This is a genomic window from Paenibacillus abyssi (assembly GCF_014640295.1).
Taxonomy (GTDB): domain Bacteria; phylum Bacillota; class Bacilli; order Paenibacillales; family Paenibacillaceae; genus Paenibacillus_D; species Paenibacillus_D abyssi.
This window is the reverse complement of sequence record NZ_BMGR01000016.1, coordinates 40876-61886: the sequence shown is the minus strand read 5'-3', so window position 1 is coordinate 61886 and position 21011 is coordinate 40876. Positions and strand designations below refer to the sequence as shown.

The window sequence follows — 21011 nt, the reverse complement described above, 5'->3', positions numbered from 1 at the left end:
GTCGCCCTGGAGTTGCCTGTGCCAAGCAATGTATGTTGCCAATACAGGCCGGCCACAGCCGTTATCTGTTTGAGTGTCGCATGAGACAAGACGACGTTGTTGTCTTCTTTGTGCGAAACAAAGGTGGTACCACGGAAGCAGAAGCTTTTCGTCCTTTGGGGCGGGAGGCTTTTTTGTATTTCATTGATTAATGGAGGGTTACTGACAATGGTTGAAAAGAATTCAACAACCGAGATGCCAACAACTTATGATCCGAAAGCTGCGGAACAAAAATGGTATGAATATTGGATAAAGGGCAACTATTTTGAAGCAGGCAAACGGCCTGATGCGCCAACTTACACGATTGTTATCCCGCCGCCGAATGTGACGGGCATGCTGCATATCGGCCATGCGCTTGATTTTACGCTGCAGGATATTATGATCCGTACCAAGCGGATGCAGGGCTATGATGCGTTATGGCTGCCGGGAAGCGATCACGCGGGGATTGCGACCCAAACCAAAGTAGAGCAGAAGCTGCGCGAGGAAGGAATCTCGCGATATGATCTCGGCCGTGAGAAATTTTTGGAGAAGGTGTGGGAGTGGAAGGAACTTTACGCGAATACGATTCACGAGCAGTGGGCCAAAATGGGCTTTTCTTTGGATTACAGCCGTGAGCGCTTTACACTCGACGAAGGGCTCTCGAAGGCTGTTCGTGAAGTATTTGTGCAGCTCTATAACAAGGGCTTGATTTACCGCGGCAAAAAAATCATTAATTGGGATCCCGCCGCTCGTACCGCTTTGTCGGATATCGAGGTGGAATACAAAGAAGTTCAAGGGAATCTGTACCATCTTCAATATCCGCTTAAGGAAGGCGGAGGCTCGATTACGGTTGCGACTACCCGTCCGGAGACGATGCTTGGCGATACGGCGGTAGCTGTACATCCGGAGGATGACCGTTACAAACACCTGATCGGGCAAATGCTCGTCCTGCCGATTATTGGCCGGGAAATTCCGATTATTGCAGACGAATATGTTGAAAAAGAGTTCGGAAGCGGGGCGGTTAAGATTACACCAGCTCATGACCCGAACGATTTTGAAGTTGGGCTGCGCCATCAGCTGCCGCAAATCATCGTTATGGACGAGAAGGGCACGATGAATGAGCAAGCCGGACCTTACGAGGGCTTGGACCGCGCTGAATGCCGAAAGCAAATCGTCAAAGATCTTCAGAATCAAGGCGTTTGCGTCAAAATCGAGGAGCATGTCCATCAAGTCGGCCACAGCGAGCGCAGCGGCGCCGTTGTTGAGCCCTACTTGTCAACGCAATGGTTTGTATCGATGAAACCGCTGGCGGAGAGAGCAATCGAAGCGCAAAAGTCAGGTAAGGGCGTTCAGTTTGTGCCGGATCGCTTTGAGAAGATCTACTTGAATTGGATCGAGAACGTTCGCGACTGGTGTATCTCACGGCAGCTCTGGTGGGGACACCGCATTCCGGCATGGTACTGCGAAGCCTGCGGTGAGCTGCACGTCGCGCATACGGATGTGCAAAGCTGCTCGAAATGCGGGTCGACTTCGCTTAAACAGGATGAAGACGTGCTTGATACCTGGTTCAGCTCGGCATTATGGCCGTTCTCCACACTCGGGTGGCCGGAGGAGACCGAAGATATGAAACGCTTCTACCCGACAAATGTGCTTGTCACGGGTTATGACATTATCTATTTCTGGGTAGCCAGAATGATCTTCACCGCATTGGAATTTACGGATCAAATTCCGTTTAAAGATGTTCTTATTCACGGCTTGGTGCGGGCCGCTGATGGACAAAAAATGTCCAAATCGCTCGGCAACGGGGTAGATCCGCTTGAAGTGATCGAGAAGTACGGCGCTGATGCGATGCGCTTTATGATTTCTACAAGCAGCACGCCTGGGCAGGATTTGCGGTTCCGCTGGGAGAAGGTCGAGCAGGCGAGAAACTTTGCGAACAAGATTTGGAACGCCTCTCGCTTTGCGCTTATGAATTTGCAGGGTGTTCAGGCGAGCGATATCAATATTCAAGTCCAGCTCAGCACAGCCGATCGTTGGATTCTTCATCGGTTAAATGAAACGTCGCGCGACGTGACAAGGCTGATTGATAGCTATGAGTTCGGAGAAACCGGCCGGCTGCTTTACAATTTTATATGGGACGACCTGTGTGACTGGTATATAGAATTTGCCAAATTAAGCCTGTATGGCGAGGATGAGCAGGCGAAAAAGGCTACCCAATCGGTGTTGGCTTACGTGCTCGATCGGACACAGCGGCTGATCCATCCGTTCATGCCGTTCATCAGTGAGGAAATATGGCAGCACTTGCCTCATACAGGCGAGACGATTGCCCTGGCGGAATGGCCGACCTTTGATGCGGCTCTGGAATCGGAAGATGCAGCCCGGGAAATGGAGCTTCTTATGGATCTTATTCGTGCGGTCCGTAATATACGCGCGGAAGTGAATGTTCCGATGAGCAAAAAGATTGAGCTATTGATCAAGCCGTCGGATTCGTCATCCGCTGCGATCTTGTCCCGGAACGAAGAGTATATCCGCCGCTTCTGTGGTACCTCCAAGCTGGAGATCGGGCAGGACTTAGCGGCTCCGGATAAAGCGATGAGCGCGATTGTAACAGGCGCGGAGCTATACTTCCCGCTTGCCGGATTAATCGATATTTCTCAGGAAATATCCCGATTGGAGAAAGAGCTGTCGAACTTGAATGCCGAAGTTGAGCGGATCGAGAAAAAATTGGCCAATCAAGGCTTCGTAGCAAAAGCTCCAGCGAAGGTAATCGAAGAAGAGAAGGCCAAAATGAGCGACTATGCAGATAAACGGGATAAAGTGCTGACAAGGATTGCTGAGCTGCGCGGATAGTGCCCGAGAAAAGGAATGACGACGATGAAGGAAGCAACCGAACAACAAGCTTCGCCGTTTACAACATATGATGAGGCAAGGCAGTGGATCGAAGGGTTAATCCCCTTCGGCATCCGCCCGGGCCTGGAACGAATCCAACTTTTGCTCGAGCGATTCGGCAACCCGCACCGGCGGTTAAAGTTTATACATGTGGCAGGAACGAATGGGAAGGGCTCGGTATGCGCCTATCTCACGCAGGTTTTAAGACAATGCGGATATGATGTCGGTACCTATACCTCCCCATATATCACTAAGTTTACGAATCGTTTTCAGTATAACGGGAAAGACATTGAGGAAGATACGCTGCTGCAGCTAGTTAATGAGCTGAAGCCGCATGTGGAAGAGATCGCCGGGAGTGAGCTGGGATCGCCGACCATGTTCGAGGTTTCAACGGCGTTAGCTATTCTGTTTTATGCGAAAGTAACGTATCCCGACTTTGTTGTATGGGAAACAGGGCTAGGTGGTCGGATGGATGTTACGAATATCGTAACTCCGCTCGTATCCGTCATTACGAATGTCGGACATGACCATATGGACATTTTGGGCGATTCGCTGACTGACATTGCCCGTGAGAAGGCTGGGATTATTAAGCCGGGTGTGCCGGTCGTCAGCAGTGTCCTGCAGCCGGAAGTACAAGCCGTCATCCGTGAAGCGGCGGCGGAGCGCAAAAGCAGCTTGTACTTGCTCGGCGAGCAGTTCCGTGAATTGCCGCTCTCCAGTCAAGAAGATGAGCAGGTTTTCCGCTTTGAAGGCTTATTTCGATCCATCGAGCCGCTTGCGATTACGATGAATGGCAGCCACCAACGGCAAAATGCCGCTGTCGCCGTGATGACGCTGGAAGTGCTGCGCCAGTATTACGCCTTAATCATGGAAGATGAAGACCTGCAGGAGGGTCTTCGCAAGGCTGCATGGCCAGGACGGCTTGAAATGGTCTCGAAATCGCCTAGAATTCTGCTTGACGGTGCGCATAATCCGGAAGGCGCGGCATCGCTTGCCGAAGCTCTGACGGATACTTATCAATACGAACGGTTGCATCTTATGCTCGGTATGCTCTCAAATAAGAATCATCAGGAGACATTGCGGCATATACTACCACTAGTGAACACGCTTATTGTAACCGAGCCTGATTTTCGCAAAAAAATGGAGGCGGACACACTTGCCGATGTGGTTCGGGAAGTGGGAGAAGGCCGTTCGTTTGAGCTCATTGTTGAGCCGGATTGGCAAGAAGCGCTCCGTAAACTGCAGGAAGCGACAAAGCCTGCTGACTTGGCCGTTGTTACGGGTACGCTATATTTGATAGCGGATGTTCGATCCCGTTTGTTATACAATTCGGATTCTGAAAAAGGTTGGTGAAACTTCTTTGAATACAGCAGAACACGTTCATTTCATCGGCATCGGCGGTTATGGCATGAGTGCGATCGCCAGGGTTATGCTGGAAATGGGTTACACAGTAACGGGCTCGGATGTCGCCAGTCAAGAGTTAACCGAGAAATTGGCGGCCAAGGGTGTGCGGATTTATATCGGGCACCAAGCTGATCATGTGGAAGGGGCTGACTTGGTCGTCTATTCCACGGCACTGTCCAAAGATAATGTGGAGAGGAAAGCTGCTGAAGAACGGAATATTCCGATCATTCATCGGGCTCAAATGCTTGCCAGGCTTATGAATGCGGGCAAAGGAATCGCTGTAGCGGGCGCGCATGGAAAAACAACAACATCTTCCATGATCGCTCTGGTCATGGAAACGTGCAGGCTGGATCCGACCTATATTATCGGCGGCGAGATTGTCAATGTCGGGACGAATGCGAAAGCGGGCAAAGGAGAATATGTTGTCGCCGAGGCGGATGAAAGCGATGGCTCTTTCCTGCAGTATCATCCGACTTTGGCGATCGTCACCAATATCGAAGCCGATCATCTGGAAAACTATGATAGTGATTTTGGTAAATTAAAAGCCGCTTATGTTCAATTTCTCGGACAAGTAAAGGAAGGCGGCCACGCGATTCTATGCGCGGACGACGAAAATATCAGGGAATTGCTGCCTGATCTGCGCATGCAGGGAAGCTTGTCCGGCGATGAAGGCATTATGACCTATGGAATCGATCACGACGCGGACTTTAAAGCGGAAGAGATCGTGCTGGGAGACCGTAAAGTATCGTTTAATGTAACCAAGCAAGGTCAATTGCTGGGCCGGATTGAACTGTCGGTTCCTGGACAGCACAACGTATATAATGCATTGGCAACGGTCATCACCTGCTTGAAGGCGGGTATTCCGTTTGCGGACGTCGCTGAAGCGATTCGGGAGTTTAGAGGCGCCAAGAGGCGTTTTCAAGTATTGGGTGAAACCAATGACATCCTCGTAATCGACGACTACGCCCACCATCCGACAGAGATCCAAGCGACGATCAGCGCAGCCAAGGCAACAGGAAAACGGATCATTGCCGTCTTTCAGCCCCAGCGGTACACACGTACCTTTTTTCTGCTGGAGCAGTTCAGCCGCGCTTTCGGAGAAGCGGATGAAGTGATTATTACAGACATCTATTCACCTGCAGGAGAACAGCAGATAGAAGGGGTAAGCTCGAGCAAGCTCGTTGAAATGATTAAAAGCAACAGCAATCCAAATGCAGCCTATATTCCGACAAAAGAGGAAGTGCAGGTGCATCTTGCGCGGCATGTGCGTCCAGGTGATCTGGTTATCACGATGGGAGCAGGAGATATTTGGAAAGCGGCTGATCATTTGGCCAAATGGCTGCGAAGCCAGCATTAGTCAGGTCCATCCCATCCCTTGAGTCGAATTCCGAGGCCAAGGGATTTTTATTTGAGTGTTAAGCTGCCTTGCAAATTGATTCATATCCTATCCCCGTCTTTCATAGAATCATAGTAGACGATACCGGATAAGGAGAGAGTGAAATGAATCAAAAAGCACGTATCACTTATCGTTTTGATGGAAGCTCTAGCCAACGGGCAGCCAAATCAATCGCTAATCATACAACAGATCAACCCGAGCGGCCCGAAGAGGACAAGCCGAAGGTCGTACCTTTGTTTCAAGAGGAGCTCAAGTTTGCTGAGGATATCGCGCCCTGGAACAGTCCGTTTCAAGACGACCCTTTTGCGCTGGAGAAGCTGATCAGAGAAACGGAGCAGGCGAGAGCTTCGCAAAACGTGGAGAAAGCGCAGCAACCAGACGAAGTTCACAGAATGCCAGTGATTGACTTGGGGGATGATAAACAATATTCCAGTTGGTATGATAACATTCGTACAGACGGAAAAACGCCTTATAAAGCAAGAACTGTTTTTCCTGAAGAACGGATTCACCGTTATAAAGCTGGACCTTCATGGTACAAGGTGTTTGCCTCTGTTGCCGGCGCTATAGCAACCGGAGCATTGTTCGGCTATATGGTGCTTTCTTTGTTTGCAGGACAATCTGTATGGCCCGCTGGAGAAGCCTCAGAGGAGTCTGTGCCGGCCGCTGCCGAGCAGTCGAGCCAGACCTCGACGGATACGATAACGCCGGAACAAGGCGGAGCGGCGGCGGTTGAGGCGGAGAATCCTGTTAATGGAGCTTTCGTCCAGCTGCAATTGCCTTCACAGACCTATTATATGCTGCAATTCGGCGTATTCAGCAATGAAGAAGGGATGGAAGCAGCGGTATCCGGCCTGAAACAGCAAGGATTGGCTGCAGCAGCGGAATCCGTATCGGATAATCGGGTCTTTGCGGGGATCGCTAATGACCGGAATCAAGCGCTGGCATTAAGCAATGAATTGCGTGATATGGAAGTATATATCAAGCCCATAGAAATACAAGCTCCGTTGACCGTGCTATTTAACGGTGATGCTGCAACTTTCGCTGAATTCGCCGGGCATACCGACAGCCTCATACGAATGCTGAATGATTTGACGATCCTGCAGCTTGAGCAGGAAATGCCTGCCCGATTCGGCGAAGCCGCTGAAGCCGCTTGGAAGGAAACACATCAGCTGTGGACAACGTCAGCTTCAGTCATGCAGTCCTCGACAGCCGAGCAAGGAAAAGCGGAATTCGAGCAGTTAGTCAGAGCGGTTAATACGGCTGCCGTATCATTAGGAGAATTTAATAAAAACCCGTCAAGAGCCCATTTATGGACTGCCCAGAGCGCATTAATGGAAGCCGTTCTCGCTCAAAAAGCATGGCTTGAGCAAATCGTCGCATTGTAATACAGACCTATCCAACGTATAATAAAGGTTAGGTGTCAAAAAATGGCGAGGGACGTTGGTTCATGAAGAAAAATGCATGGATATTGCTTCTGTTCATTGTGCTTGGCCTTGTCGGAGGCGCCCTGGTATCCCGGTGGCTGCAGACGGTTCCAGGACTGTCTTTTCTTACGCAAACTGCAGATCTTAACTGGTCGCCATCAGCAGATCTGCTTGTGTTCAGCTATGATTTGTCGCTCGGCATCGAGATTAGCCTGTTAAGTATTATCGGTGCAGCGATAGCGATCTGGCTCTATCGGAAAATGTAATTTTTTTCTGAAAATGTATGTGAAGGGGACGGTTAGCGGGTGGACAGCGTTTCTGTAACAGACCGATCAACAATTCGCAAAGTGGTGCTTGCTTCCGCATCACCGCGGCGGCAGGCGCTTATGCAAACTTTGGCATTGCGGTTGCCACTTGAGATTGTCGCGCCTGATGTGGATGAAAGCACGCAGCCGGAATGGACGCCTTCAGAAGTGGTAGAGCAATTAGCGCTGAAGAAGGCGCGGGCTGCAAGGGAGCTTTTACAGGCTCAGGACGACAATGCTTGCGAAGCGGCAGTTATTATCGGTGCGGATACGATCGTTGTTCTTGACGGAGAAATAATGGGCAAGCCGAAGGACTCCGAGGATGCCATCCGAACGCTGCAGCGGCTTCAGGGCCGCATGCATGAGGTATACAGCGGCATTGCCTGTATACATACGGCAGATGATCGCGAGATCGTATCTTATCGGGTTACCCGTGTTCATATGAAACCGCTCGATTCCATCCGAATCGGGCGGTATGTCGCTTCTGGGGAGCCTCTTGATAAGGCAGGCAGCTACGCCATTCAAGGATTAGGCGCGGTCTTAGTCGATGGGATCGACGGGTGTTATTTCAATGTTGTCGGCCTATCCTTATCACTGCTTTCTGAATTGCTCTTAGAATTTGGCATTGAAGTGATCTAACCGTAACGGAAGAAAGTAGGACTGGACATGGAGACAAAACGACTTGTTTTGCGTGATGTCCCCCAAGAAGAACGACCTAGAGAACGTATGATGCTGCATGGGGCAGAGGCACTTAGTCACGCTGAATTGTTAGCCATACTATTGAGGACCGGCACACAGCAGGAATCTGCGGTTCATTTGGCTGGCCGAATTCTAAGCGAATGCGGCAGCCTGAGAAATTTAGTCGATATGAGTATGGAGGAATTAACCTCCATCCGCGGCATTGGAACGGCCAAAGCATTGCAGCTTCGGGCCGGTATTGAGCTGGGACGGCGGTTGTCGCGCAGCACCCGGGAAGAGCGATTGACGATACGAAGCCCCAAGGATGCTGCAGGGCATATGATGGAGCAGCTTCGTTATTTGCAAAAGGAACAATTCGTGTGCCTGTTTCTAAACACGAAAAATCAGGTTATAGCAGAAGAGACTTTATCTGTCGGAACTTTAAACGCATCGCTGGTACATCCGCGTGAAGTGTTTCGTGCTGCGATCAAATGCAGCAGCGCTTCCTTGATTTGCGTTCATAACCATCCAAGTGGCGACCCAACCCCAAGCCCTGAAGATATCGCACTAACCAAGCGGCTTGCAGAAGCCGGAGAATTAGTCGGAATCGACGTACTGGATCATATCATTATTGGAGATTCCAAGTATATCAGTTTGAAGGAACAGGGCTTGTTGTAATATAATAAGCAAGATTGCCGCTATTGAAAGAAAGGGAGATTAGATTATGTTTGGTGGTTTCACGAAGGATTTGGGGATCGACCTGGGAACGGCGAATACCCTCGTATATGTAAGAGGCAAAGGCATAGTCGTCAGAGAGCCGTCCGTGGTTGCTCTGCGTACCGATACAAAAACGATTGAAGCAGTCGGTGAGCAAGCTAAGAAGATGATTGGTAGAACGCCAGGCAACATTCGTGCGGTCAGACCGATGAAGGATGGCGTTATCGCCGATTTTGAAACGACGGCTACCATGATTAAATATTTCATCAGACAAGCCCAGAAGCAGCGCTCGTTGTTTCCGCGTCACCCGAATGTAATGGTATGCGTTCCATCCGGCATTACCGCAGTTGAGAAGCGTGCGGTTGAGGATGCAACGAAGCAAGCAGGCGCCCGTGAAGCATTTACGATCGAAGAGCCGTTTGCTGCTGCGATCGGCGCTGATCTGCCTGTATGGGAACCGACTGGCAGCATGGTCGTGGATATCGGCGGCGGAACGACAGAAGTAGCTGTTATTTCCTTGGGCGGAATCGTTACGAGCCGCTCGATCCGGATCGCCGGCGATGAGATGGACGAGGCTATCATTCAATACATTAAACGGATGTATAATTTGATGATTGGCGAACGGACGGCAGAACAGCTGAAGATGGAGGTTGGCTCAGCACTTCCTGCCAGCAAGCCGGAGACGATGGAGATCCGGGGTAGAGACCTTGTCACGGGATTGCCGAAGACACTGTCGATTACTTCCGACGAGATTACCGAAGCACTGGCCGATACGGTGAATTCCATTATCGATGCAGTTAAGGTGACACTAGAGAAATGTCCGCCTGAGCTGTCAGCAGATATTATGGATCGGGGCATCGTGTTAACCGGCGGAGGCGCTTTGCTGCGCAGCTTGGACAAGCTGTTGTCGCGTGAAACAGGGATGCCGGTTATCGTGGCAGAGAATCCTCTTGACTGCGTTGCTATTGGAACGGGACGCGCATTGGATAATATTCATCTGTTCAAAGCAAGAGGCAGCTCGTCATCCCGTTCCAAACGATAGATTAGAGGGGGAACGGATGATGATGCGGGCGGGTGATTGCTCTGTTTAGAATGATGCGTAATAAAAGGTTATTCTCGCTTATGATCGGATTGATTCTGTTTATTGCGGTCATGGGTTTCTCACTTGGCAACCGCAGTAACTTATCTTGGCCGGAGAAGTTCATTAACGATACCGTTTCGTATGTGCAACAATGGTTTTACAAGCCCGCTGGCTATATGGCGGGCTTGTTTGAGGATATTAGAATGATGCGCCAATTGTATGAAGAGAACGAGCAGCTCCGCACGACGGTGGCCCGTTACGCGAGAGACAGGAGTACCTACAACTTTCTGCAATCGGAGAACGAGCGGCTTAAAGATGCGCTTGGATTTACGCAGGAGCAGATGGAGTTATACAACTATAAATATTTAATTGCTCAGGTCATCTCCGTGAGTCCTGATCCTTATAACAAAACGATCAAGATTAATTTGGGCTCCAAGCATGGCGTGCGCACGAATATGGCGGTTACGACGGTGGATGGCCTGGTTGGCCTTGTCAGCCGGGTATCGCCATTCTCCTCGACGGTTACGCCAATTACGGAGCTCAACGGACAAACCAAGGGCATCGCTGCTACTGTTACAGGGAAAGAGAGCGAGTCTTTCGGTATTATTGAGAGCTTTAACAGCGAAACCGGTCAGCTGTTGATGACCAAAATCGAAGAAAATGATAAGCTTGCTGTAGGTGATGAGGTGATTACGTCAGGGCTGGGAAATGTGTTTCCGCGCGGCGTTGTGATCGGCAGCGTTGTATCCCGCCAGGTAGGCGACTTTGGACTCACACACACTGCTCATATCGAACCTGCTGCCAAGATGGATAAGCTGACGGAGGTATTTGTCGTACAGGTGCCGGGTTTTGAGGAGTTGGATCAATGAACCTCCGGTGGATTATCGCCCTGATGTTTCTGCTGTTCTTAATTGAGGGGACGATTATGCCGTGGCTGATTCCAGATGAATGGACCGGCAGAATCATCCCGCAGTTTATTTTTGTTTTTGTGCTCTATGCTTCTTTTTATGCCGGAAGGCACACTGCACTTCTGCTCGGAATCGGATTCGGTCTTTTGCAGGATGTCGTATTTTACGGTCACTTGATCGGCGTTCATTCGTTTGCAATGGGGCTGTGCGGTTATGTGATCGGACTGATGTTTGAGCATAAGCGGATTCCTATGCTGACCGCGCTTTCGTTAATCGGGATGGCTTGTCTGCTGTACGATACCGTCATTTATTTTATTTATCGTGTATTCCGGATGACAAATGAGTCGTATGTATGGGCACTTATGGATCACATCATGCCGAGTCTGTTTTTACAGTTGGCTTTTTCGCTTGTATTGTATGTCCCGGTCCGGCGATGGTTTGAAGGTTCCTACAAAAAAAAGAGTGCGGATGACGAAGAATAAGGCGGCTAAGCAGGATTCAGAGCGTCCCGGAAAGAATTGTTTAGGGTGGAGGTGGGACATTCGTGACCGAAAAACAGCATATTACGATCAAAGGCGTCAAGGAAGGGCTGCTCTTCCTGCTTGACGATCAATGCGAATTTTCGGCTATACTTGATGAATTGCAGTATAAGCTGGAAAAAACCCACCAACAAGTATTGACAGGCCCGCTTATTCACATCCATGTCAAGCTTGGTTCGCGGCAGGCGAGCGAGGAAGAGAAAGAACAGATTAGAGCAGTCATCAGGCAGCGGGGCAACTTGCTTGTGCAATCGATCGATTCAGATAAACAGGAGAACGCTGACAATAAGGGAGCGTCGCCTGAGTTGAAAATGTTGACTGGCGTCATACGTTCCGGCCAAACGCTGCAGCATGACGGGAACTTGCTGCTCATGGGGGATGTTAATCCCGGAGGAACGTTGTATTGCACCGGTGACATATATGTGCTCGGAACGCTTCGCGGAGTGGCTCATGCGGGCAGCGGAGGCCGGACGGACGTCATTATCGCGGCCTCCCTGATGCGGCCCACGCAGCTGCGGATTGCGGATGTGATCAGCCGGCCGCCGGATGAATGGATCACCGGTGATGCTGCTATGGAGTTCGCTTATTTGGCGGATGGTCAGATGCAAATTGATAAAATTTCGCAATTGTTCCGTTTACGCAAAGATCCGATCGTGTTCAAAGGAGTGTAGTACATGGGAGATGCAATTGTAGTTACATCAGGAAAAGGCGGAGTCGGCAAAACAACAACTTCGGCTAATATAGGGACGGCACTTGCTTTGCTCGGCAAAAAAGTATGTATGATCGATACCGATATCGGTCTGCGTAATTTGGATGTTGTTATGGGCCTGGAAAACCGGATTATCTATGATCTGGTCGATGTCGCGGAGGGACGCTGCCGTTTGAACCAAGCGCTTGTCAAGGATAAAAGGTTCGATGAGCTGTATATGCTTCCTGCAGCGCAGACGAAGGATAAGCACGATGTTTCTCCCGAACAGGTCAAGGACATGGTACTTGAGTTGAAAAAGGATTTTGATTATATTATTATCGATTGTCCCGCAGGCATTGAACAGGGCTTCCGTAATGCGATTGCCGGCGCTGATCGCGCAATTGTCGTCACGACCCCTGAGAATGCAGCCGTTCGCGACGCTGACCGTGTGATCGGTTTGCTGGAGCAATCTCAAATATCGGCAAAGCTTATCATTAACCGCATTCGGCCGAACATGGTTAAAACCGGGGAAATGCTCGATATCGATGAAATTTGCCAAGTGCTGGCGATAGATCTGCTCGGTATCGTACCTGATGATGAGAAGGTCATTAAAGCGGCCAACTCCGGTGAGCCAACGGTTATGGACCCGTCCTCGCGCGCGGCAATTGCCTACCGCAATATCGCAAGAAGAATACTGGGAGACATGGTGCCGTTGATGTCGCTTGAGGATAAAGCGGGTGTGTTCAAGCGCTTTAGAAAGTTCCTCGGGATAGGATGAATGGAACGTGATAAATAAATTAAAAAAACTGGATTGGGGCATTTTGCTCATTCTAGTCTTGCTGATGATCATCAGTACGTTAGTTGTGCGGAGCGCTACGCTGGGTTTTGGCCCGAACTATGAAAATTACGATATCAAGACGTTGATATTTTACGGATTAGGATTTGCGGTGGCGATTACGGCCGTTTTCTTCGATTACAGAATCCTTCTAAAGGGTTGGATCTTTCTGTACGGGATAGGAATCCTCTTGCTCATAGCGGTGTTTCTGTTCGCCCCTGAAATCAACAATGCCAGAAGCTGGTTCCGGCTTCCCGGCGGGCTGCTCTTCCAACCGGCCGAGTTTATGAAGATCCTGTTGATTATTACCTTAGCGGTTCTGATGGGGCGAAGACAAGGGGAGCCGCTATCGTTCACTAGTGATATCTTGCCGATTGCGGCAATCTCTTTCCTGCCGTTTATGCTTGTCATGATACAGCCGGATTTGGGCAATGCAATAATTTATCTTGTTATCGTGCTTGGTATGCTCTGGATTGGGAATGTCAAATATCTCCACGTGATGATCGGATTGACAGCTGTCGTAGCAGGACTCATCCTGTTTATCAGCTTGTTCAATACCTTTAACGAGGATATTAGGCAGTATCTATCCGAGCAGAATAAATATCATTGGTATCAACGGATCAATACATTTATTAATCCGGAGACGGCAACAAACGATGAGAAACACCAATCCGAGAAATCAAAAATTGCAATCGGCTCGGGCGGCTTAACTGGAGACGGGTATATGCAGGGGGATTCTAAAAACCGCAGATTTATCCCCTATCCTTATTCAGATTCCATATTCGTCGTTATCGGCGAGGAATTCGGCTTTCAAGGCGCGGCTATTCTGCTTCTTTTGTATTTCTTATTGATCTACCGAATGATTATCATATCCTTTCAATGTTATGACATTCGGGGGTCATTTATCATTATCGGGATTGTATCGATGTTTGTGTTTCAAATTTTTCAGAATGTCGGAATGATGATCGGGATTATGCCGATTACCGGCATTACGCTGCCCTTCATCAGTTACGGGGGGACTTCGTTGATACTCAATATGTTGAGTATAGGCATGGTGTTCAGCATTAAGGCCCATCAGGAGAAATATGAGCTTGTTTAATTAAGTCTTCACTCTTCAATCGCTCGCTTGCCATTTGTTTATGGCGGAGATACTCCATGCTTTGACGGCATCATTGATGACGCGGACGAGATGGTTTTCGGGGATATCTTCCTGCAGTTTCCATAGGCAAAGTAAGCTGTTCATGGTATTCGATGTATAAAAGAAGCCTCTCTTTTGTTCATGTTTGGTCGTACTTACATGTTAACAAGGAAAGGTTTCTTTTTTGTTTTTAGGAAAGAAACGGTTACGCCTAAACGAAGCGGATCGAATGATTCTGGAGAAGCGTCGGCGATCGGAAGAACATTCGACTGCGCAGTGAATGCGGTAAAACCAAAGCTTTTAAGAGAAAGGGGCTATCCATCATCATCATCGATGACTTATGGAACAGCACCTTTTTTGCTTGTGCAAAACATAATCGAGCCGTTCTCTTCATAGACATTAGTGAACAAGCTCTTCAGGCGTCGAGTGGAATTTGACGGCCTTGAGAGGGATGGGGGAAACGGCGATGGAGATTAAGGATAACATACGGCAGCGCCGGCATGAGCGCATAAAAAAAATAGCCCGGCAAACCTCAGGGCCGCTCTCTTCTTCTAATCAGGTCGAGAGCCTGCAGGAGAGAGTGCCTTCAAACAATCTAAGCCAGCATCTGGACCAGGATCCCGAATGGATGTGGAAACAGCAGTCCAAGCCATGGATGGGGTGGGGAAGGGCGGATGTACCGTTTGATGAGCCGCCTCGCCGAATGTTCGATGACGGACCGGATTGGCAGAAGGTACGGAGTGAATTAAGGCTCAAGCTGTTCATAGGCTTAATGATGTTCGCTTCGGTGTGGGGAATGTTCCAATTGGACATGCCTTGGGCAAAGAGCGGTCAACTATTTGTAGCGGATGCATTAACCAATGAGATGGACTTTGAAGCGGCCGCTGCCTGGTATCAGAACAGGTTTGCCGGTTCGCCGGCATTTATACCGATTTTCGGGAGTAAAGAGCAAACGGCGGAACGGGTGAACGGGATTATTAAACTGCCGATAGTCGTTCCGGTCCAAGATGGCGTGATTGTCAGAACTTTTGCAGAGCTGTTAAGCGGAGTTGAAGTCGCGGCGCCATCCGAAGCGGAGGTTAGCGCTGTCGAGACGGGCAGAGTGCTGCTTGTGTCCTATGATGAGGCTACCGGTGAAACGGTCGTCATTCAACATGCGAATAAACGGGTGACCGTATACAGCAGACTTGAACAAGCCGATGTGGCACAGAATGATTGGGTGGAAGCCGGCCAAGTAATTGGGAAGCTGATGCCGGCCACGGATGAAAGGCCAAGCTTATTGTTCTTTGCAGTCAAGGAAAACGATCGTTACGTGGATCCGACGGGCGTGGTTCCATTTGATTAGATGGAAAGGGATTATCTGGTCGATTCATCCATTATTCGTGCTTGTTATGCTCGCATCAGTGGTTACGGGGTATTTTATCGAGCTCATCACCTTGTTTGCGATTGTTATCGTCCATGAGCTTGGGCATGTCCTCGCAGCCAGAGGGCTCGGCTGGACCGTCAGGGAGGTAAAGCTGCTGCCCTTTGGCGGAGTAGCCGAGATTGAAGAAGCCGGCTATATTCCGGCAAAGGAAGAAATGTTCATCGCAGCTGCCGGACCGCTGCAAAACGGCTGGATGGCTGCTGCTGCATTCGCCCTTGGACAATGGGGGGGCTTGTCTTCCGAGTGGTCAGAGCATTTCGTGCAGGCCAATATGATGATCGGATTGTTTAATCTGCTTCCTGTATTGCCGCTTGACGGAGGGAAATTGCTGCAGGCGCTATTAAGCTACCGGATCCCTTTCCATATAACGCTTGTATGGGGCGCACGAATCAGCCTGCTGTTCAGTGCGTCTATGGTCATTTATGCACTGGTTATAGGATGGCCAACTGGCATTCAGATGAATGTGCTTACGATCGGCATCTTTTTATTTGTGTCCAATTGGACCTATCTTCGCAATGTACCCTATATCTTTGTTCGCTTTTTGATGCGGAGGGAGCAGGCGGCAGCCAACAGAGTGTGGCAGGGGGCATTGGCACAGCCAATTGTTGTGACCGGACATAACACGGTCCACGCGATACTGCGGCTTTTTATGAAGGAGAGATATCATCTAATTTATGTCATGGGCGAGAGGGGGGCGATTGTCGCCGTCCTGCCGGAGGAGAGAGTCGTTGATGGTTTTTTGATCCATGGCAAAGCCGGAAGTGCAGTTCATGAGCTTTTCAGGTAAAATAGACTCAACAAAGCCGATCTGGGCAGGTGATTCAAAGCGATGAAGCAAATGTTACTGCATGGTGAGCCGAATCTGACGCAAACCGCTGTGCTGGAAAACGGGAAGTTAATCGAGTTTTATATGGAACGGTCCTCTGACAGGAAGTGGGTCGGTAATGTTTATAAAGGGCGTGTCGTCAATGTGCTGCCCGGCATGCAGGCCGCATTCGTGGATATCGGACAAGGGAAGAACGCATTTTTATACATCGATGACGTATTGCACCCAAATCTGGAGAAACAGCCGCAAGCAAAACCATCCATCAGCGAGGTGCTGCATCCCGGGCAGGAATTAATTGTACAGGTGATGAAAGAACCGCTTGGCGGTAAAGGGGCCCGGGTAACGACCCACTATTCTCTGCCTGGACGGTACCTCGTCTATATGCCTCATGCTGACTATGTCGGCGTGTCCAAAAGAATCGGATCGGAACAGGAGCGCATGCGCCTGAGGGTGATCGGCGAGGAAATGTGCGAAAGCGGAGAAGGGGTTATTCTAAGAACGGCGGCTGAAAAGGTCGATGCCGATGCGCTGCGGCAGGATTGCCAGAGCAGGCGGGAATTGTGGAAACAGCTGATTGCCGCTGCGGAAGAAGCGGCTGCTCCGGCTGAGCTTCATAGTGAAGCGGGGCTGCTGCAGCGAATGTTCCGCGATATGCTGACACCGGAAACCGACGAAATTTGGATTAACGATGACGGGATTTTCGAAGAGTCGCTCAGGTGGATTCGGCAAATGGCGCCGCAGCTCGAAACGCGCGTCCGTTTATTTAAGGAGAGGGCGTCTGCTGATCTATTCGCGGTGTTTGGCGTACATGAGCAGCTTAATAAAGCATTTGATCATCGAATTACGCTTGCGAGCGGCGGGGATCTCGCATGGGATCAGACGGAAGCGTTAACTGTGATCGATGTAAATACCGGAAAATTTACCGGGCATCAAGATCTGGAGGATACCGTATTCCGCACGAATATGGAGGCAGCGGAGGAAATCGCGAGATTGCTGAGGCTTCGGGATATCGGCGGCATTATCATTATCGATTTTATCGATATGGAGCTGGAGCAGCACCGGGATGAGGTGAAGCGCCGGCTGGAGCAGCTTGTGCGCGTTGATCGCACGAAATGCCATGTGCTTGGCTGGACAAGGCTCGGGTTGCTTGAAATGACGCGCAAAAAAGCGCGGGAAAGCATTGTGGGCCAATGGGTTGAGCCCTGCAGCATATGTAAGGGAAAAGGGAAGATTTTCATTGGTTTGCAAGCCCGAACGCGATAAATGTGATCTTCTCCTTGAACTACTGTCGAAAATGTGTTAAAATCTTCGAGTGTGTGTCTAGTGCTTTTTTGCTATACATGCTACAACCGCTCCAATCGGGTAGCAAGCGCGTTTGCTCTGCATTCGCCACCTTGCATTAGGCGAGTCTTAGACATGAGGAGGTGCACCAACTATGTACGCAATTATTGAAACTGGCGGCAAGCAATACAAAGTTCAAGAAGGCGATGTATTGTTCATTGAGAAGCTCGACGTAAACGAAGGCGATTCCGTAACGTTTGATCGTGTTTTGGCCGTATCGAACAGCGAAGGTCTTGTGACTGGCACTCCGGTTGTTTCCGGCGCTAGCGTATCCGCTACAGTCGAGAAGCACGGTAAAGGCCAAAAAATCATCGTTTACAAATACAAAGCGAAAAAGAACTATCGTCGTAAGCAAGGACATCGTCAACCGTACACGAAAGTGACGATCGGCAAGATCCAAGCTTAAGAGGACAGCTCATGATATCGGTTAAGATTGTGCGGCGCCAGTCAGACCGGCGAATTGTATCGTTTTCGATTGAAGGACATGCCAAATATGCCAAACCGGGCAAAGATATTGTCTGTGCGGGAGTATCTGCTGTTTCAGTCGGTACGGTTAATTCCGTTGAGGCTCTGACCGGCATAGAGCTTCCAGCAACGATGAAGAACGGTTGGCTGCAATCCGAAGTGCCGGAAGCGGGAGATCCTGCCGTCGACGCTCAAGTTCAGCTGCTGTTGGAATCAATGATTGTCATGCTGGAGAGCATTCAACAATCGTACGGCAAATTTGTCGTCATTCAAGAACAATCGGTTTAGTAAAGGAGGGGACAACCATGTTGAAACTGAATCTTCAGCTTTTTGCTTCCAAAAAAGGGGTAGGTTCCACGAAGAACGGTCGTGACAGCCAATCGAAACGACTCGGCGCTAAACGTGCAGACGGTCAAGCCGTTACTGCAGGCAGCATCCTCGTGCGTCAACGCGGAACGAAGATCCACCCAGGCAACAACGTGGGCATCGGTAAAGATGACACATTGTTTGCGAAAGTGGAAGGCGTTGTGAAGTTTGAACGCTGGGGCCGCGATCGTAAGAAAGTAAGCGTGTATCCGGTTGATGTTGCACCGGTTGCCGCAGCTGTAGAAGTTTAATATGGAATAGGTACCCCAGCCCGAATCGGGCTGGGGTTGTTTTTTTGAATAGAGCGGGCATACGGTTGTCAATTTATGACGATTAATGTAAGTACGTGGCAGATGACCTTTCACTGCTTCCATGCTATACTGTTAAAGGTTGGGAATGCTCAGGAAACGGGGATTGTAGGATGGTTCGCTTACGTACGGTAAAAGCAGCTGCTGCAGTATCGGTCATCATCCCTGCAACGGCTCTATTCATATGGGGAGGAGCATTATGGACTCCTATTCTTTTTATAGTATGGATTGCTTCGGCAGCGGCATTGTGGATAAGCCTTGAGAAGAAGGAGCAGTCTATTCGATTGGAACGTTCGATCCATGCGCTGCAGCAGACGGCGATTCACACATTAAATCATCATCGCCATGACTGGATGAATGATTTACAGGTTCTGTATGGCTACATCCGAATGAACAAACCGGATAAAATCATTCAATACGTGGAGAAAATAAGGGAACGGATGGTAATGGAAAGCCGTATTTCAAAGCTGGGTATCCCTTCACTCGTATTATTCTTCCATTCCTTACGAACGGGCTCTCAAACGCTTCAATTAGAAGTTGTCGTGAATGGGGAATTGAATCTATCCGAGCTGCCGCTTCAAGCGGATAAAGTATCGGATACATTAATCGGACTGATTAATGCTTATCGCTTTGGGATCAAGCCAAAATGGGGAGATGCGCCCAAGCTGATTGTGACCATCAATGCGGATGAACGCGCATTGTCCGTTGATTTCGAGTTTCAAGGCGAGCTGAATGCAAGTGAAGAATTATATCGCCAATTCAAAGAAAAGCTTGCGGGGTCTCCCCTGCAGCCCATCAGCATGGATCCGCTGATGACGAGGGTTAAACTGCAGGCTGAATTGCGCAGGCTGAACGGAGGAACATCATGTTTGTAGACAAGGCAAAGATATTTGTAAAAGGCGGAAATGGCGGCGATGGCATCGTTTCCTTCCGGAGAGAACTGTACGTGCCGGAAGGCGGTCCGGCCGGCGGTGACGGCGGCAAGGGCGCGGACATCATCTTTCGCGTGGATGAAGGGCTCCGCACGCTGATGGATTTTCGTTACCAGAAGCACTTCAAAGCGCCGCGCGGAGAGAAGGGCAAGCCCAAGGGCATGCACGGCGCAGGCGCGGAAAATATGGTCGTGCGGATTCCGCCGGGCACCGTTATCATCGATGATGATTCACAGGAGATCATCGCAGATATGACAAGGCATGGCCAAGAGGTAGTTGTGGCCCGCGGCGGGCGCGGCGGAAGAGGCAATATCCGGTTTGCGACACCTAATAATCCGGCGCCCTATATTTCCGAGAATGGGGAAGAGGGCGAAGAGCGCTGGATCGTCCTGGAGCTGAAGGTGATGGCAGACGTCGGTTTGGTCGGCTTTCCCAGCGTGGGCAAATCAACGTTGCTTTCGGTCGTATCGGCGGCTAAGCCGAAGATTGGCGCTTATCATTTTACGACCATTACGCCTAATCTGGGCGTTGTCGATGTGGGTGATGGCCGAAGCTTTGTGATGGCAGATTTGCCGGGACTCATCGAAGGCGCTCACGAAGGGGTAGGGCTGGGACATGAATTTTTGCGTCACGTGGAACGGACACGCGTCATTATCCATGTCGTTGATATGGCAGGCTCGGAGGGCCGGGATCCATTCGATGATTGGATAAAAATTAATGAAGAGCTCGTACAATATAACGAGAAGCTGGCTGAGCGTCCGCAGATCATCGCGGCTAACAAGATGGACATGCCGGATGCGGCTGACCAACTGGCGTTTTTCAAGGAACAGCTGGAGCAGATGGACGGGGATAAGGCGTATGAGATTATTCCGATCTCATCTTTGACGAAGCAGGGCATTCAGGAGCTGCTGTATAAAGCGGCTGATCTGCTTGATACAGTACAGGAAATGCCGCTCGTTGAGGAAGTGAAGGATGTCGAAGAACGGAAAGTATACAAATTCGAGAAAAAAGACGATGATTCCTTTACCGTTCATTTTGATGAAGGGATCTACGTTGTTGAGAGCCCGAATATCGAAAAGTTCATCAAACGGACGAACCTGAACTCGTATGATGAGGTCATGCGTTTCGCGCGCATTATGCGTAAGATGGGTGTCGATGCAGCCCTTCGCAAGGCCGGCGCAAAGGATGGCGACCTGGTCCGCATCGGCGATTACGGCTTTGAATTCTTTGAAGGCAGTGACTATATCTACGAATAACAGAAATATTTAGCTTGAAGTGCACCCCTTAGAATGGACATTGGATTAAACCCCTGGTTTAACCGATGAAA

The 21011-nt window shown here is 49.8% G+C and carries 21 protein-coding genes and 1 other annotated feature; all 21 genes read left to right on the top strand.

Annotation, left to right across the window (positions count from 1 at the left end):
* Nucleotides 1-207 precede the first annotated feature (207 nt).
* The gene (locus tag IEW11_RS20730) at nt 208-2868 is read left to right on the top strand and encodes a valine--tRNA ligase (protein ID WP_188532990.1); all 2661 of its coding nucleotides are present in this window, start codon (nt 208-210) and stop codon (nt 2866-2868) included.
* 24 nt (nt 2869-2892) lie between these two features.
* The gene (locus IEW11_RS20725; RefSeq protein ID WP_188532989.1) at nt 2893-4260 is read left to right on the top strand and encodes a bifunctional folylpolyglutamate synthase/dihydrofolate synthase; all 1368 of its coding nucleotides are present in this window, start codon (nt 2893-2895) and stop codon (nt 4258-4260) included.
* Nucleotides 4261-4267: 7 nt separating this feature from the next.
* Nucleotides 4268-5668, top strand: a complete 1401-nt coding sequence (gene murC / locus IEW11_RS20720) for a UDP-N-acetylmuramate--L-alanine ligase (protein WP_188532988.1) — start codon at nt 4268-4270, stop codon at nt 5666-5668.
* Between the two features lie 143 nt (nt 5669-5811).
* Nucleotides 5812-7092, top strand: coding sequence for an SPOR domain-containing protein (locus tag IEW11_RS20715; RefSeq protein ID WP_188532987.1), 1281 nt, complete (start codon nt 5812-5814; stop codon nt 7090-7092).
* Nucleotides 7093-7154: 62 nt separating this feature from the next.
* Nucleotides 7155-7397 carry a DUF4321 domain-containing protein gene (locus tag IEW11_RS20710; protein WP_188532986.1) on the top strand — a complete coding sequence of 81 codons (243 nt, stop codon included), beginning with the start codon at nt 7155-7157 and terminating at the stop codon, nt 7395-7397.
* Nucleotides 7398-7436: 39 nt separating this feature from the next.
* Complete coding sequence (locus IEW11_RS20705) at nt 7437-8075, top strand: Maf family protein (protein ID WP_268237427.1); 639 nt, start codon at nt 7437-7439, stop codon at nt 8073-8075.
* A gap of 27 nt (nt 8076-8102) precedes the next feature.
* Entirely contained in the window at nt 8103-8792 is a 690-nt protein-coding gene (gene radC, locus IEW11_RS20700) for a RadC family protein (protein ID WP_188532985.1), read from the top strand.
* Between the two features lie 46 nt (nt 8793-8838).
* Entirely contained in the window at nt 8839-9873 is a 1035-nt protein-coding gene (locus tag IEW11_RS20695) for a rod shape-determining protein (protein WP_188532984.1), read from the top strand.
* Between the two features lie 50 nt (nt 9874-9923).
* The gene (mreC, locus tag IEW11_RS20690; RefSeq protein ID WP_308422758.1) at nt 9924-10781 is read left to right on the top strand and encodes a rod shape-determining protein MreC; all 858 of its coding nucleotides are present in this window, start codon (nt 9924-9926) and stop codon (nt 10779-10781) included.
* Complete coding sequence (gene mreD / locus IEW11_RS20685) at nt 10778-11302, top strand: rod shape-determining protein MreD (RefSeq protein WP_188532983.1); 525 nt, start codon at nt 10778-10780, stop codon at nt 11300-11302. The genes mreC and mreD overlap by 4 nt, the downstream gene beginning before the upstream one ends.
* A gap of 62 nt (nt 11303-11364) precedes the next feature.
* Nucleotides 11365-12030, top strand: coding sequence for a septum site-determining protein MinC (gene minC, locus IEW11_RS20680; RefSeq protein ID WP_188532982.1), 666 nt, complete (start codon nt 11365-11367; stop codon nt 12028-12030).
* Nucleotides 12031-12033: 3 nt separating this feature from the next.
* Nucleotides 12034-12825 carry a septum site-determining protein MinD gene (gene minD, locus IEW11_RS20675; protein WP_188532981.1) on the top strand — a complete coding sequence of 264 codons (792 nt, stop codon included), beginning with the start codon at nt 12034-12036 and terminating at the stop codon, nt 12823-12825.
* 7 nt (nt 12826-12832) lie between these two features.
* On the top strand, nt 12833-13981 hold the full coding sequence (locus IEW11_RS20670) for an FtsW/RodA/SpoVE family cell cycle protein (protein WP_188532980.1): 1149 nt from the start codon (nt 12833-12835) through the stop codon (nt 13979-13981).
* A 505-nt stretch (nt 13982-14486) separates the two neighbouring features.
* Nucleotides 14487-15365, top strand: a complete 879-nt coding sequence (locus IEW11_RS20665) for a M23 family metallopeptidase (protein WP_188532979.1) — start codon at nt 14487-14489, stop codon at nt 15363-15365.
* Nucleotides 15358-16233, top strand: a complete 876-nt coding sequence (locus IEW11_RS20660; protein ID WP_188532978.1) for a M50 family metallopeptidase — start codon at nt 15358-15360, stop codon at nt 16231-16233. The genes IEW11_RS20665 and IEW11_RS20660 overlap by 8 nt, the downstream gene beginning before the upstream one ends.
* Before the next feature lie 42 nt (nt 16234-16275).
* Entirely contained in the window at nt 16276-17535 is a 1260-nt protein-coding gene (locus IEW11_RS20655; RefSeq protein WP_188532977.1) for an Rne/Rng family ribonuclease, read from the top strand.
* Between the two features lie 74 nt (nt 17536-17609).
* Nucleotides 17610-17693: a sequence feature (ribosomal protein L21 leader region), on the top strand.
* A gap of 14 nt (nt 17694-17707) precedes the next feature.
* Nucleotides 17708-18019 (top strand): 50S ribosomal protein L21, encoded by a 312-nt coding sequence (rplU, locus tag IEW11_RS20650; protein WP_188532976.1) that lies wholly within the window; start codon nt 17708-17710, stop codon nt 18017-18019.
* Nucleotides 18020-18030: 11 nt separating this feature from the next.
* Nucleotides 18031-18366, top strand: a complete 336-nt coding sequence (locus IEW11_RS20645; RefSeq protein ID WP_188532975.1) for a ribosomal-processing cysteine protease Prp — start codon at nt 18031-18033, stop codon at nt 18364-18366.
* Nucleotides 18367-18383: 17 nt separating this feature from the next.
* Nucleotides 18384-18695 carry a 50S ribosomal protein L27 gene (rpmA, locus tag IEW11_RS20640; RefSeq protein ID WP_188532974.1) on the top strand — a complete coding sequence of 104 codons (312 nt, stop codon included), beginning with the start codon at nt 18384-18386 and terminating at the stop codon, nt 18693-18695.
* A 170-nt stretch (nt 18696-18865) separates the two neighbouring features.
* The gene (locus IEW11_RS20635; RefSeq protein WP_188532973.1) at nt 18866-19627 is read left to right on the top strand and encodes a Spo0B domain-containing protein; all 762 of its coding nucleotides are present in this window, start codon (nt 18866-18868) and stop codon (nt 19625-19627) included.
* Nucleotides 19618-20940, top strand: a complete 1323-nt coding sequence (obgE, locus tag IEW11_RS20630; protein WP_188532972.1) for a GTPase ObgE — start codon at nt 19618-19620, stop codon at nt 20938-20940. Before IEW11_RS20635 ends, obgE begins: the two co-directional genes overlap by 10 nt.
* The last annotated feature ends 71 nt before the right edge of the window (nt 20941-21011 follow it).

Excerpts from the sequence above, each read along its gene's own strand:
- IEW11_RS20635 (WP_188532973.1), top strand. The coding sequence starts at position 18,866 with ATGGTTCGCTTACGTACGGTAAAAGCAGCTGCTGCAGTATCGGTCATC.
- IEW11_RS20710 (WP_188532986.1), top strand. The coding sequence starts at position 7,155 with ATGAAGAAAAATGCATGGATATTGCTTCTGTTCATTGTGCTTGGCCTT.
- mreD (WP_188532983.1), top strand. The coding sequence starts at position 10,778 with ATGAACCTCCGGTGGATTATCGCCCTGATGTTTCTGCTGTTCTTAATT.
- rplU (WP_188532976.1), top strand. The coding sequence starts at position 17,708 with ATGTACGCAATTATTGAAACTGGCGGCAAGCAATACAAAGTTCAAGAA.
- radC (WP_188532985.1), top strand. The coding sequence starts at position 8,103 with ATGGAGACAAAACGACTTGTTTTGCGTGATGTCCCCCAAGAAGAACGA.
- IEW11_RS20730 (WP_188532990.1), top strand. The coding sequence starts at position 208 with ATGGTTGAAAAGAATTCAACAACCGAGATGCCAACAACTTATGATCCG.
- IEW11_RS20665 (WP_188532979.1), top strand. The coding sequence starts at position 14,487 with ATGGAGATTAAGGATAACATACGGCAGCGCCGGCATGAGCGCATAAAA.
- minD (WP_188532981.1), top strand. The coding sequence starts at position 12,034 with ATGGGAGATGCAATTGTAGTTACATCAGGAAAAGGCGGAGTCGGCAAA.
- rpmA (WP_188532974.1), top strand. The coding sequence starts at position 18,384 with ATGTTGAAACTGAATCTTCAGCTTTTTGCTTCCAAAAAAGGGGTAGGT.
- IEW11_RS20715 (WP_188532987.1), top strand. The coding sequence starts at position 5,812 with ATGAATCAAAAAGCACGTATCACTTATCGTTTTGATGGAAGCTCTAGC.
- IEW11_RS20695 (WP_188532984.1), top strand. The coding sequence starts at position 8,839 with ATGTTTGGTGGTTTCACGAAGGATTTGGGGATCGACCTGGGAACGGCG.
- IEW11_RS20645 (WP_188532975.1), top strand. The coding sequence starts at position 18,031 with ATGATATCGGTTAAGATTGTGCGGCGCCAGTCAGACCGGCGAATTGTA.
- obgE (WP_188532972.1), top strand. The coding sequence starts at position 19,618 with ATGTTTGTAGACAAGGCAAAGATATTTGTAAAAGGCGGAAATGGCGGC.
- mreC (WP_308422758.1), top strand. The coding sequence starts at position 9,924 with ATGATGCGTAATAAAAGGTTATTCTCGCTTATGATCGGATTGATTCTG.
- IEW11_RS20725 (WP_188532989.1), top strand. The coding sequence starts at position 2,893 with ATGAAGGAAGCAACCGAACAACAAGCTTCGCCGTTTACAACATATGAT.
- IEW11_RS20655 (WP_188532977.1), top strand. The coding sequence starts at position 16,276 with ATGAAGCAAATGTTACTGCATGGTGAGCCGAATCTGACGCAAACCGCT.